Origin of the sequence: Paracoccus sp. NSM (assembly GCF_052379855.1) — a bacterium.
GTDB lineage: Bacteria > Pseudomonadota > Alphaproteobacteria > Rhodobacterales > Rhodobacteraceae > Paracoccus.
Map to the genome: position 1 here is coordinate 37,833 of NZ_JBQTCG010000014.1, position 12,413 is coordinate 50,245.

Annotated in this window: 11 protein-coding genes; all 11 read right to left on the reverse strand. The window is 64.6% G+C overall.

All coding sequences use genetic code 11. From position 1 onward, the window contains the following. Nucleotides 1-38: 38 nt before the first annotated feature. The 11 genes from tpa to ACTZWU_RS15210 all read right to left on the reverse strand — a co-directional run bounded on the left by tpa (nt 39) and on the right by ACTZWU_RS15210 (nt 12,318). Nucleotides 39-1,415 (reverse strand): hypotaurine--pyruvate aminotransferase Tpa, encoded by a 1,377-nt coding sequence (tpa, locus tag ACTZWU_RS15160; RefSeq protein ID WP_444738212.1) that lies wholly within the window; start codon nt 1,413-1,415, stop codon nt 39-41. Between the two features lie 127 nt (nt 1,416-1,542). After that, nucleotides 1,543-2,586, reverse strand: a complete 1,044-nt coding sequence (locus ACTZWU_RS15165; protein WP_444738202.1) for a proline racemase family protein — start codon at nt 2,584-2,586, stop codon at nt 1,543-1,545. Beyond that, a complete protein-coding gene (locus ACTZWU_RS15170; protein ID WP_444738203.1) occupies nt 2,571-4,043 on the reverse strand; it encodes an aldehyde dehydrogenase family protein in 1,473 nt (490 codons plus the stop codon). The genes ACTZWU_RS15165 and ACTZWU_RS15170 overlap by 16 nt, the downstream gene beginning before the upstream one ends. 139 nt (nt 4,044-4,182) lie before the next feature. After that, the gene (locus tag ACTZWU_RS15175) at nt 4,183-5,415 is read right to left on the reverse strand and encodes an NAD(P)/FAD-dependent oxidoreductase (RefSeq protein ID WP_444738204.1); all 1,233 of its coding nucleotides are present in this window, start codon (nt 5,413-5,415) and stop codon (nt 4,183-4,185) included. A gap of 59 nt (nt 5,416-5,474) precedes the next feature. Beyond that, nucleotides 5,475-6,353 (reverse strand): dihydrodipicolinate synthase family protein, encoded by an 879-nt coding sequence (locus ACTZWU_RS15180; RefSeq protein WP_444738205.1) that lies wholly within the window; start codon nt 6,351-6,353, stop codon nt 5,475-5,477. Nucleotides 6,354-6,368: 15 nt separating this feature from the next. Then, a complete protein-coding gene (locus ACTZWU_RS15185) occupies nt 6,369-7,040 on the reverse strand; it encodes an amino acid ABC transporter permease (RefSeq protein WP_444738206.1) in 672 nt (223 codons plus the stop codon). A gap of 11 nt (nt 7,041-7,051) precedes the next feature. Continuing rightward, complete coding sequence (locus tag ACTZWU_RS15190) at nt 7,052-7,714, reverse strand: amino acid ABC transporter permease (protein WP_444738207.1); 663 nt, start codon at nt 7,712-7,714, stop codon at nt 7,052-7,054. A gap of 5 nt (nt 7,715-7,719) precedes the next feature. Next, nucleotides 7,720-8,496 (reverse strand): amino acid ABC transporter ATP-binding protein, encoded by a 777-nt coding sequence (locus ACTZWU_RS15195; RefSeq protein ID WP_444738208.1) that lies wholly within the window; start codon nt 8,494-8,496, stop codon nt 7,720-7,722. Between the two features lie 63 nt (nt 8,497-8,559). Continuing rightward, entirely contained in the window at nt 8,560-9,384 is an 825-nt protein-coding gene (locus ACTZWU_RS15200) for a substrate-binding periplasmic protein (protein ID WP_444738209.1), read from the reverse strand. A gap of 476 nt (nt 9,385-9,860) precedes the next feature. After that, the gene (locus ACTZWU_RS15205) at nt 9,861-11,222 is read right to left on the reverse strand and encodes a flavin monoamine oxidase family protein (RefSeq protein ID WP_444738210.1); all 1,362 of its coding nucleotides are present in this window, start codon (nt 11,220-11,222) and stop codon (nt 9,861-9,863) included. 418 nt (nt 11,223-11,640) lie between these two features. Continuing rightward, on the reverse strand, nt 11,641-12,318 hold the full coding sequence (locus tag ACTZWU_RS15210) for a TetR family transcriptional regulator (RefSeq protein WP_444738211.1): 678 nt from the start codon (nt 12,316-12,318) through the stop codon (nt 11,641-11,643). Nucleotides 12,319-12,413 lie beyond the last annotated feature (95 nt).

Consider the following 12,413-nt stretch of genomic DNA (forward strand, 5'->3'; position numbering starts at 1 on the left):
AGCAAAGAGCGGCGCGGTGCCCCGCGCCGCTCGGGACGTCACGCCATCACCCTGGTGAGCGCCCGATCAATGGCATCGGTGATCCGGTCGATGTCAGGGGCTGTCGCGATCAGGGCGGGCGAAAGGCACAGCGTATTGTTGAAACCGGGCAGGCTGCGGTTGGTCGCGCCGATAATGACGCCTTGCGCCAGACAGTCGGCCACCACGGCCTGCACGCACCTCTCGTCCAGCGGCTCCTTCGTCGCGCGGTCCGCCACCAGCTCGGCCCCGCAGAACAGGCCTTTGCCGCGGACATCCCCGATCACCGCATGCCGCTCCTGAAGCGCTCTCAGGTTCCCGAGGACGCGTTCCCCCATGGCGACCGTGTTTTCCAGCAGGCCCTCGTCCTCGATGATGCGCATGTTTTCGAGCGCGGCGACCGGACCTGCGGTGCAGCCGCCAAACGTCGAGATGTCCCGGAAGTAGCCCATCGGGTCGCTGGCGTCGTCCTTGAACATCTCGAAGACGGCTTCGGTTGTCACTGTGCAGCTGATCGCCGCGTAACCCGACGCCAGGCCCTTCGCCATGGTCACGATGTCAGGCTGGATGCCATAGTGCTGGTAGCCGAACCAGCGGCCCGTGCGGCCCAGACCGCAGACGACTTCGTCGATATGCAAGAGGATGTCATACTTGCGGCAGATCTCCTGAACCCGCGGCCAGTAGCCTTCGGGTGGCACGATGACGCCGCCCCCGGCCGTGATCGGCTCCAGCACGATGGCGCCCACGGTGTCGGGCCCCTCGCGCAGGATCACCTCTTCGATGGCGTCCGCCGCGCGCTGGCCGTAGTTTTCCACGTCCCATTGCGCCCGGTACTCCAGGCAATGCGGCACCCGAACAAACCCGTCGGGGTAAGGCCCATACTGCGCTGCCCGCTGATCCTGCCCCGAGGTCGCAAGCGTGCCGATGGTGGTGCCATGATAGTCGCGGTCGCGGTAGAGGATCTTCCACTTTCGCCCGCCATGGCGCCGAGCCGCGATCTGGCGGACCATCTTGTAGGCTTTCTCGTTGGCCTCGGAGCCGGAGTTCGAGTAATAGACCCGGCTCATCCCCGGCATCTTCTGGATCAACCGCTTGGCGAACTGCGCTGCCGGCACGTTTCCTGCCGCGCCGGCGTAGTAGTTCAGCCTGACCAGCTGGTCGCGGACGGCGTCGGCGATGCTCTCGCGGCCATAGCCCACATTGACCGTCCAGACGCCACCCGAGACGGCATCAAGATATTCACGACCATTGGTGTCCCAAAGGCGCATTCCCCTGCCTTCGACGAACACGCGCGGGTCCGCGGTCTCGTATTGCTTGTGCTGGCTCAGGTGGTGCCAGACATGCGCCCGATCCGCGGCGACCACATGAGACAGATCATTGTGCTGAAGATTCACGATGGTTTCTCCCGATATCAGGCGACGGCTCGCGCGCCCGTCATTTCGACCACCGAGCCGCTTGAACGCGGCCCAGGAGGCAAGGAAGGCGACAAACGCCGCGACCTTTCCGGCTATTTCAGCGCGGGTCTCACAGCTCACCCACCTGCGGACCCCAGGTGTCCGACATGGCAAAACCCGCGGCGAAGGGGTCACGATCATCCAGCCGCAACTGCTGGCGCCCGAAGACATAGCCCTGCCCGGTGATGCGCGGCAGAACGGCTGGACGCCCGCCGACCGTGGTCTCGCCCAGAAGCTCGGCGGTGAAGGTGCCGCCGATGATGCTGCGCGATGTGCGGACATCGCCCGTGCGGGCCTGGCCCCTTGCGTGCAGGATCGCAAGATTGGCCGACGATCCGGTGCCGCAGGGCGAACGATCCACGCGGCCGGGCTTCAAGGTGGTGCAAGTCACGACCGAGCCGTCGGGCTGGTAGTCGCGAAACATCACATAGGCGATCGTGTCGAGGCTGGGCAACTCGGGGTGCCGGACCTGAACCTGATCCGCAAGCAGCGCCTTGATCTCGGTTCCCGCCTCGGCCAGCGCGCGGGCATGGTCCGGGCGGATCTTCAGGCCGATCTGACCCACGTCGATCTGCGCATAGAAAACCCCGCCAAAGGCGATGTCGCCCGTGATGATGCCCCATTTCGGCGTCAGGATAGGCTGGTCCAGCTGCCAGACGAAGGCGGGCACGTTGTCCAGGCTGACCGACAGGCAGCGCCCGTTCTCGCAATGGGCGCGGGCGGTGATCAGGCCTGCCGCTGTGTCCAGTCGCACCAGCGTTTCAGGTTCGACCATCGGGACCCGACCCGTTTCCAGAAGCGCGGTGACGACGCAGATGCAGTTCGACCCCGACATCGGGTGCGCCATGTCCGGCTGAAGCACGATGAAGGCCGCATCCGCATCGGGGCGGGTCGGTTCAAGCAGAAGGTTCGTCGTGTGGACGACCTGGGCGCGCGGCTCTCGCGTGACGAACAGGCGAAGGCTGTTGTCGGTGTCGTTGAGGTGGTTCATCTTGTCGAGGATCGTGGCGCCCGGGATCTCGGGCGCCCCGCTCATCAGCACATTGCCGCTTTCGCCCTGGCAATGGACAAGAAGAATGTCCAGCGAACGCTCGAAGTTCATTTCAGATACCATCCCCAGGGCTTTGCGCGGTCATAGCTCGTGATCTGCTTGGTCTCGAGGTAGTTGTTCAGCCCCCATTCGCCCAGCTCTCGCCCGATGCCGGATTGCTTGTAGCCGCCCCATGGCGCCTCGGTGAAGGTGGGCTGCGAGCAGTTGATCCAGACGATCCCTGCGCGGAAGGCGCGGGCAACGCGCTCGGCCCGGTCGAGATCGGCGGACATCACCGCCGCGCCCAGCCCGAACCGGGAATCATTGGCCATCCGGACGGCCTCGTCCTCGGTGCGGAACGGCTTGACGCAGACCACGGGGCCGAAGATCTCTTCGCGCCAGATCCAGGCATCCTCGGCCATGTCGGCAAAGATGGTCGGCTCGACATAGCAGCCGTTCTCCAGCCCCTGGGGAACGCCGCCGCCGCTGACCAACCGGGCTTCGGTCTTGCCCCGGGCGATGGCATCAAGAACCTTCTCGTGCTGGGACTGGCTGACAAGCGGTCCCAGCAGCACGCCTTCCTGCAAACCGTGGCCGATGCGGATCTTCTGCGCCTCTTCGGCCAGCCGGGCCAGAAGCGGCTCGTAGATCGTCTCTTCGATCAACACGCGCGAGGTGGCCGAGCAGACCTCGCCCTGGTTCCAGAAGATGCCGAACATGATCCATTCCACCGCCTCATCGAGGGGCGTGTCCGCGAAGACGACCAGAGGCGACTTGCCGCCCAACTCAAGGCTGATCGCCTTGATGTCGCGCGCCGCCGTCGCCATGATCCGGGCGCCGGTCGGAACCGAGCCCGTGAAGGCCAGCTTGTCCACGCCGGGATGTTCGGTCAGGGGCTGGCCTGCCTCGGGTCCGAAGCCCGGAACGATGTTCAGAACGCCAGCGGGCAGGCCCGCCTCGTTCGCGATCCCGCCCAGTTCCAGCGCCGTCAGGGGGGTCAGTTCGGACGGCTTGAGGACGACGGTGCAGCCCGCGGCCAGCGCAGGGGCCACTTTCCACGACGCCATCAGCATCGGGAAATTCCAGGGGATGATCGCCCCCGCCACGCCCACCGGCTCTTTCACCGCCTTTGATGCAAAGCCCTGCATCCCAAGGGGGATGTCCTGCTCGGACGAAGTGTCCAGCCGCGCGGCCAGATCGGCGTAGAAATGGAACACGCCCGCGGTATCGTCGATATCCCAGTTCGCCTCGGGCAGCGGCTTGCCGTTATCCTGAACCTCGATCCGGGCCAGTTCGTCCCGGCGTTCGGCAATGATGTCGCCCATCCGGCGAAGGACATCGGCCCGTGCGGCGCCCGACATGCGCGGCCAGGGGCCGGTGTCGAAGGCACGCCGCGCGGCCTGAACGGCTCGGTCGATATCCTCGGCGGCGCCACGCGCGACCTGCGCAAAGACCTGGCGGGTCGACGGGTCGATCACGTCAAAAACCTCGCCCGAAGCCGCGTCACGATATGCGCCGTCGATGAACATTTGGTGTTTCATGAATGCCTCTCAGTTTTCGGACGGTGACATCAAGGCCAGCCGATAGCGTCTGCTGGCCATCTCGCGCGCAACTGCCGTGCCGTTGCCCCGCCCTCCGCCGGTGATCGGGCAGACCCTCTTGGTCATGGTTTCTCCTTCGTCAGAAACGGTTGATGCGATAGGGTCGCATATCGACCGGGGGCGTAGCGCCAGTGATCAGGTCGGCCATCAGCCGCGCCGTGGTCGCGGCATAGGTCACGCCCAGATGGCCGTGACCCGTGGCATAGTAGACCCCCGGAACCCTGGCCGAAGCCGACATGACCGGCACCGTGTCGGGAAGCGCAGGGCGATGGCCCATCCACTCTGTCGCATCGGCGCAGCGCAACTTCGGCAGCGCCTCGGAGGCGCGCTTCACGGTGATCTTTGCCCGGCGGTAGTCAGGCGGCGCGTCAAGGCCCGCCATCTCTACCGTGCCGCCCACGCGGATACCGCCCGCCGTCGGGGTCACCATGAAGGCGCGCGCGGGCCAGATGATCGAATGGCGCATCGAGATGCCCGGCTGCATGATCTGCGTGTGATAGCCACGCTCGGTTTCCAGCGGCATGGGCTCGGACAGCAGCTTCGACAGCCGACCCGTATGCGCGCCCGCGCAAAGGACGACCACGTTCGCGCCAAGGCTGCGGCCGTCAGCCAGCCGAATGCCGGTGATGCGCTCGCCCCGCTCGAACCCCGAGACATCGCCCCGTTCGATCCTGCCGCCCATGGCCTGAAACGCCTCGGCCAGTTTGACGACCAGTCGGTGAGGGTCGCGCAAGGACCTGTTCTGCGGGAAGATGACCGCAAGGCCGATGCTGTCGGAGAGGGCGGGTTCCAGCTCGCGTGCTTCGTTCCCGGTGAGGCGCTGATGCGGAAAGTCGAAACGTTCGAGGATTTCGATATGTTCGCGGTCGGCGCGAAACTCGGCCTCATCCTTGTAAAGCGACAGGCACCCTTCGTCGGTCAGCTCTTGCTCAAGGCCGGTTTCGCGCAGCAGCGGCAGAAGGTCGTCATAGACACGCTTGCACAGGGCCGCACCCTGCGCCTCGAGCGCGCGCAGCTTGCCGGGGCGTGAGGCGGCAACGAAGCGGGCGAACCACGGGATGAGTTTCGGCATGTAGGCAGGGCGCACGCAGACCGGACCTTCCGGGTCGAGCATCCAGCCGGGGATCTGCCGCCAGACCGACGGGCGCGAGGCCGGCATGAATTCGGTGACGGCGATCGAGGCCATGTTCCCGAACGAGGCCCCGCGCCCGACATCCCCCTTGTCCAGCAGGATCACCCGCTGCCCGCGCTTTTGCAGGGCATAGGCGATGGTCGTTCCGATGATGCCTGCGCCAACGACGACGATGGTCATGCCAAGTCTTTCCTTGATGGATCCAAGGGCCGGACGGACGATCCGCCCGGCCATGCTGTTCACCAGGCGAGGATCGGTTCCATCGCCTTGCGGAAATCGGCCTTTTCCTCGTCCGTCAGCGGCCCGAGGGGCGAGCGGCATTCGCCGACCGGCGTGCCCTGGATCTCGCAGCCGTATTTCAGCTTTTGCACGAACTTGCCGGATTCCAGGATGTTCATGGCCGTATACAGCGTCGCCATCTGGTCCTTGGCCTTCTTCAGGTCGCCCGACTTGAAGGTCCGGTCCAGATCGCACACGGCTTTGGCCATGCAGTTGGCGGGTCCGCAGATCCAGCTCTCGGCGCCCCAGAGCATGAAGTCGAGCGCGATGTCGTCCGAGCCCGAGACCAGCTGAATCCGGTTCTTGTAGCGCGTGGCGATGCCGATGGCGCGCTGTAGCGAGCCCGAGCTTTCCTTGATGCCGATGATGCGCGGATCGTCGGCAAGCGCATCCAGAACCTCCCAGCCCAGTTCGACGCCATCCTTGTCGGGATAGCTGTAAAGGACGATGGGCATGTCGGTCGCGTCGAGCACGGTCCTGAAGTGCTGGACAAGCTCGGCCTGCGTCGGCTTGGTATAGAAGGGCGTGGCCAGCAGAACGGCGTCGTAGCCCATTTCCTTGGCGCGCAGGGTGTTCGCGATGACGCCGGCGGTCGATGGCGCGTTGGTCCCGGCGATCAGGATCTCGCCGGGTCGGGCGAAGTCCTTGACGAATTTCAGGACCTGGTCGCGTTCCTCGTCGGTCATGAGATTGTATTCGCCGGACGACCCGCAGGGAACCCAACCCGTGACGCCAGCATCACGCAGATTGGTCAGATGGGTCTTGAAGGCTTGAAAATCGATCTTGCCGTTTGCGTCGAAGGGCGTGACCAGGGCGGGCATGACGCCAGAAAGTTTCATGTTGTGTCCTTACATTCAGGCAGAGAATTTCCTGAGCAGCTTCTGCTCGAGGAGGGTGACGACCCGCGTCAGCGGGAAGGCGATGACGAAGTAGATGGCGGCAACGGCTGTCAGCACCTCGACAGGGCGGGCGGTGTTGTTCGAGATGTTCTGTCCGATGAACATCAGGTCAGCCATGCCCACCGCCGAAACCAGCGCGCTTTCCTTGAACAGCGAGATGGCGTTTGAAAGCAGGGTCGGGGCCGCGCGCAGCACCGCCTGCGGCATGATGACGTTCATGATCTGCGCACGGCGCGGCAATCCAAGCGCGATGCAGGCATCCATCTGCTCGCTGCCGACAGAGCGCAGCGATGCACGGAACGTCTCGGAGGTGATCGCCCCCATATAGAGCGTCAGGGCGATCGTGGCCGATGCAAAGTTCGACAATTCGACCCCGAGAATCAGCGGCAGGCAGAAGAAGACCCAGAACAGCTGGATCAGCACCGGCGTGCCGCGGAAGATCTCGACATAAAGCCCCAGCAAGCCCCGGATGACGGCGTTGCCGCTGCTGCGCACCAGCCCGATCACGAACCCCAGGCAAGTGCCCAGCACGATGCACAGAAGCGTCAGCCTGATCGTCGTCCAGAGCCCCAGGGCAAAGGCATCGGTGAAACGGGCAAGGATCGAGAAATCCAGCGTCATTCCCATGTCGGACCCTCTCAGGTATGGCGTTGCCGGCGCTCGAGCCAGTTCACGAACTGGCCGACCGGATACGAGATGGCGAGGTAGATCAGCGCGACGACCGTGAATGTCTCGATCGGTCGGTATGTGGCGGTGGCCAGCGTCTTGCCCTGATACATCAGGTCGGCCACGCCCACGATCGCCACCAGCGCCGACTGCTGAAAGATGCCGATCCCGTTGGTCAGAAGCACCGGGACCGAATTGCGCAACGCCTGTGGCAGGACGATGTTCAACACGCGCTGCGTCGGCGAAAGCCCAAGCGCGATGCCGGCATCAAGGTGTTCCTTGGGCACTGCCTGGATCGACGCGCGATAGGCTTCGGCGTTGAAGGCCGTCAGGTTCAGGCCAAGCGCGATGATGCCCATGAAGATCGGCCCCCAGAATACGCCAAAGATCATCGGCACGCAGTAGAAGAACCAGACGATCTGCACGATGGCCGGGGTGCAGCGGAAGAACTCGACGAACAGCATCGACGGCCAGCGCAGGATGGCAAGCCGCGATGTCGTCAGAAGCGCAAGCCCGAAGCCGGCGACGATGCCGATCGCATTGGCCGCCAGCGTCAGTTGCAGCGTGACCCACAGCCCGTCTATCAGCGGCCCCATGTTCCGGGTGACGGCCCCGATGTCGAGTTGATACTCCATCGCCCTCACGCCTTGATGTGGAAAACGCGGTTGATGAACTCGCGCGTCCGCTCTTCGCGCGGATTGCCCAGCACCTGCTCGGGGGGGCCGTCCTCGACCACCACGCCGCCTGCGCAGAAGATCACGCGGCTTGCGACATTCTTGGCGAACCACATGTCGTGGGTCACCATCATCATCGGCATCCCCTGGGCGGCAAGGTTCAGGATGACCTGCTCGACCTCGGCCACCAGTTCCGGGTCCAGCGCCGAGGTCACCTCGTCAAACAGCATCAACTGGGGGTCCAGCATCAGCGCGCGCGCGATGGCCACCCGCTGCTTCTGGCCGCCGGAAAGCTGGCTGGGATAGGCATCGGCCTTTTCCCCCAGGCCAAAGCGTTCGAGGATCTTCTGGCCCCGTTCACGCGCCGAGGCCCGGCCTTCGCCGTTGACCTTGCGCGGCGCGAGGATCAGATTCTCCATGATCGAGAGATGGGGAAACAGCGTATAGTGCTGAAAGACCATCCCGATCCGCTTCCGGAGGTCCGTGTCGATGACGGTTTTCCGGCCGTTGGCGCGGATATAGGGCTTGCCGGCAAATCGGACCTCGCCGCCCTGGATCCGCTCAAGACCCATGACCACGCGCAAAAGCGTGGACTTGCCGCCGCCTGACGGGCCGATCACGACCACGCGGTCGCCCGGCATCATCTGGATGTTCAGCCCCTTCAGGACCTGGATGTTCGGGCCATAACCCTTGTGCAGGTCCCTGATCTCGACCAAGGGGGCGCCGTTCGCAGACGAAGTCATCCTTCACCTCCGTTGCAATCGCGGGAACGGGCTGCCATGGCGGCAGCCCGGCTGAGCTTGGGTTTATTGTCCGCCCGCGGCGAGAACCTCGTCGGCGGCCTTGGCGATCAGGGCATCGACGGCGCCGGTCGCGACCCGCTCCTCGAGGAAGATGTCCACGACCGCGACATCCGAGGCACGAAGACCGATGGGCAAGCCGAACGCCACGCCCTGCTTGGCCAGCGCGGGTTCGGGGTTCAGCGTCGCCGTCCAGTCCGGGTTGGCTTGCGTGAACAGCAGGTTCGTGTCCGAAGCGTCCACCACGACATCGGCCCGCCGGGACTGCAACGCCAGGCGCGTTTCGTCGGCCGTCGGCAGGCGCAGGATCGTCGCGTTCTGCACGGCGGCCGAGATCGCCTTGTCCTGGGCCGTGCCGGACATCACGGCAAGCGTCACGCCCGCAACGTCCAGATCGGCGACGGAAACCGGGTTCGCGGGGATCTTGGGGTTCTCCGCGTTGTAGACAAGCGAGATCTGGTATTCCATCGCCGGAATCGAAAACTGGACGGCCATCGCACGGACCGGGGTCCGGTTCAGCGCAAGGGACATGTCCCATCGCCCCGCCTGCAGGCCCGCGACGATGTTGTCCCAGGTCGTGTCCACGAACTCGGCCTCGACCTCCAGCGTCTCCGCGAATTCGCGGCAGAGGTCGGCAAAGAACCCCGAATAGGCGCCCGTGGCCGGATCGCGCATGACATAGGGCGGAGCCACCGCAGCACCGCAGCGCAGCTTGCCGGCGCTTTGCACCTGCTGCCAGTAGCCTTGCCCGTCCTGAGCCGACGCCGCGCCAGTCAGCATCAGCACGGCAACAGCGGCCCGACCAAGCGTCTTTCTTACAATCTTGTTCATCGTTCTCTCCCGTTGGCGCGGGTGAAGGCAAATCGCAGCGACGCGTTCCCTTCGTTCTTTTCATCCCGCACATGCAGGTTGCCGACACGGTGACGACACGTCAACAGAAAAGTTGTATTATGCCGCTGAGCGTGCGGTTCGAGGGCATGGCATCCTGAAAAGACGCCACCGCCGGTCAAACCAGAGCCAGTTCGAGGAAATTGAGGGACGAGGCGCCCCGTGTGATCGCGATAGCGCTTGGTGCAGACGCTGTGTCAGAAGGCCGGCCCGCAATTCAGGACCAGGACGGGGCAGGCACGGCGTAGTTTTCTTTACACAGAAGTCAGTGGCAGAGGCCCCTTCAGGCCGAGTTCAAGGCTGAAGCCAAGACCGCGTATACCGCCGCTCGCCGGTTCGGTTGAGCGCGGCCATCTCTACAAAGTCGGGCGGCGGTTTGGACTTGCGATCAGGGCGCTTCGGGGCCTTTCCCTGTCTGATCAGCGGGCAATCATCGCGCGCGCGACAGCCTCACCCGACAGCACCGCCCCATGCGCGGTGCCGAAATGATCGGCCGAGGCCGCCTCTCCGGCGAACCAGAGCCGCCCGTCCCAATCCGCGCCTGCCAGCGCCCGGCGCGTCGCAGGGCGAGTCCCGACCGCATTGAAGCTGTAGCTGCCCAATGCCTGCGGATCGCGCCCCCACCGCGTGACCTGCCCCGCCAGCGGGGCGCGAAAGGCGCTGCCGAACATCGCCCGCAGGGCCTCATGCGCAAGGGCGATGGTGTCGGCGTCGTTCAAATCCTCTATCTCTGTCGCGGGATCGGCGGCGTTGAAGCCCAGAAGAACCGGCGCACCAAGGCCGTGTGCCAGCGACACCCACTCTGCCCAAAATCCGGGCTTCGGCCCCAGCCAGCCGATCCAGTCCACATCCGAGGGCCAGCGCACCCGGTCGAAGCGCAGCCAGCACTTGTTCAGCAAACCGACCCCCAGGCTGTCGATCGCGCGCTGCCGTTCAGGGGCCAGTGACTCGGCAAAGCGCAGTCCACCCGATTTCAGCACACCAAGGGGCAGAGCGCAGATGATCCGGTCGGCCTCGATCTGTTCGCCGCCCAAAAGGCGCACCGATCGGGGCGCGATTTCAGACACTTGCGCATTGAGGCGGATAGCCAACCCCTGTGCCAGATGTGTCGTGATCTGGTCGAACCCTTCCGGAAGGATCGCGTCGCCCCCGTCGAATTCCCGCCCCTCCTCGCCATACCAGGCCGAGAGCAGGCGGGCGGGGCTGCCATATTCCTGTTCCAGCGTGCTGTTCAGCAGATACATGACCAGCCGCCGCGTTTCGCCATCGGCACGCTGCCATCCGCGATGCGACTGGACCGCGTCGAGAACCGAGATATCGCGCGACCGATCCTCGGCCGCAGCCAGAGCGTTACGCAGGACACGACGCGCCGGGGCCAGATCGGGGTCGATCTCGTCACCATCCGGCCCCAACAATATCGCGCTATCATAACGTGTGCTCACCAGCCGTGAGCCCGTTTCCTTTGCAATCTCTGTCATGGGGTTGCCGCGCTTTCCGTGAATCCAGCTTGCCCCCAGATCCATCGGCAGATCCGGCCAGAGCCGCGAGGTGTGGATCCGCCCGCCGACCCGGTCGCGCGCTTCCAGCACCGTCACGGCATGGCCGGCCCGTTGCAGAAGCCGCGCGGCGGCCAACCCTGCAAGACCCGCGCCCAGCACCAGAACGCGCCCGCGATCCTGGGTGGCATGCGCACCGCGCAGCGCCAGTGCGCCGAAGGCACCGAACGCGGCCAGCAGGCGGCGCCTGCCCCTTGAGGGTTTTGCTGCGTTTCCGGGTGCCATGACGCTGCCTCGATTGCGGTTCCCGAGCGAAGATTGCCGATGAGAAGTGCTTTCGGTCAAGCTCCGTTAAGGTCGGGATCATACTGCGCGGCAAGTACCCTGCTGCCCGCCTGATCAGAGGGGCCCCCAAGGACACCGTTCTGGCCTGCTGCCGGTTTCGTGGACACGCAGATAAGATCGTGACCATGGAACTGGAGAGTGGATATGACGAGACGGAAGTTCAGCCGCGAGTTCAAGATTGAGGCGGGCGCTGGCGGCAAGCTGCCCAGCCCGGACGCGACTGATTGGCATTTTCGGCGCCCTGGAAGAGTTGGGACGTGCGTGCCTTGAGAGCCGGATCTCTCAGGCGGACACGGCCGCCGCGATGTCAGAGATCCTCACGGACCTGCTGTCGCGGCTGCCGCCGAAGCCTTGAGGATCAGGTCCGGGCGATTTTCGCCACCTCTTGCTCGATGCAGTCCTGCAACTCTTGCAGATCGCCGGGATCGCGGAGATGGAAGTCGGCGATCAGGTCCGACCCGATCGCCATCGCGATCAGTCTCCGCGCGGAAGCATGAAGTTCACGGTCCGTTTGAAGGCCACGCTCTGCAAGAATGGCGGACAGAGCATCCGCCAGCATGTCCTGCCACGCGACCAGCACGTCGCGAACCGCCTCGCGCACCAGATCCGCCTCGCGCGAGGCGAACATCGCCTCTTTCCAAAGCCGATCGACATCGATCTCGGGGTTGCTGCGCTTGCAGTCCAGAAGCGTCAGTGCCCTCTCCATCGCCGGTTGATCAGACGCGTCACGTTCGAAGGTCTGGGCCAGCCGCTGACCGAACACGCGGAACGCTTCGGCCCGCAAGGCATCGGCAGACGTGAAATGGTGGTGAATCTGTCCGGGCGACACGCTGATTGCAGAGGCGACACGGCGCACGGTGGCCGCGTTCAACCCCTCGGTCATCGTAAGCTCTACCGCCGCGTTGATGATCTGGGTCCTACGCAGGTCGCGGGAAAGATTTGGCATCGGCGCCCTCGTTTTTTCAAGCCACGACCTTACGGGCAAATATTCTTGGACACCAGTCCAGAACATTTCTGGACATGCGTCCATGATCATACCATACCCCGGCTTTCACTGGCGCTTCTACCTGACAAGCGCGCGACCGGAGACGTCCACATGATCAAGATTCTCATCCTTGGCGCATCTGGCAA

Bases quoted from the DNA above. Each gene is read 5' to 3' on its own strand.
- ACTZWU_RS15175 (WP_444738204.1), bottom strand. From the start codon at position 5,415: ATGACCATCGTCGTCGTTGGCGCAGGCATCATCGGAACGACCATCGCC.
- ACTZWU_RS15210 (WP_444738211.1), bottom strand. From the start codon at position 12,318: ATGATCATGGACGCATGTCCAGAAATGTTCTGGACTGGTGTCCAAGAA.
- ACTZWU_RS15190 (WP_444738207.1), bottom strand. From the start codon at position 7,714: ATGGAGTATCAACTCGACATCGGGGCCGTCACCCGGAACATGGGGCCG.
- ACTZWU_RS15180 (WP_444738205.1), bottom strand. From the start codon at position 6,353: ATGAAACTTTCTGGCGTCATGCCCGCCCTGGTCACGCCCTTCGACGCA.
- ACTZWU_RS15165 (WP_444738202.1), bottom strand. From the start codon at position 2,586: ATGGTATCTGAAATGAACTTCGAGCGTTCGCTGGACATTCTTCTTGTC.
- ACTZWU_RS15205 (WP_444738210.1), bottom strand. From the start codon at position 11,222: ATGGCACCCGGAAACGCAGCAAAACCCTCAAGGGGCAGGCGCCGCCTG.
- ACTZWU_RS15185 (WP_444738206.1), bottom strand. From the start codon at position 7,040: ATGGGAATGACGCTGGATTTCTCGATCCTTGCCCGTTTCACCGATGCC.
- ACTZWU_RS15170 (WP_444738203.1), bottom strand. From the start codon at position 4,043: ATGAAACACCAAATGTTCATCGACGGCGCATATCGTGACGCGGCTTCG.
- ACTZWU_RS15200 (WP_444738209.1), bottom strand. From the start codon at position 9,384: ATGAACAAGATTGTAAGAAAGACGCTTGGTCGGGCCGCTGTTGCCGTG.
- ACTZWU_RS15195 (WP_444738208.1), bottom strand. From the start codon at position 8,496: ATGACTTCGTCTGCGAACGGCGCCCCCTTGGTCGAGATCAGGGACCTG.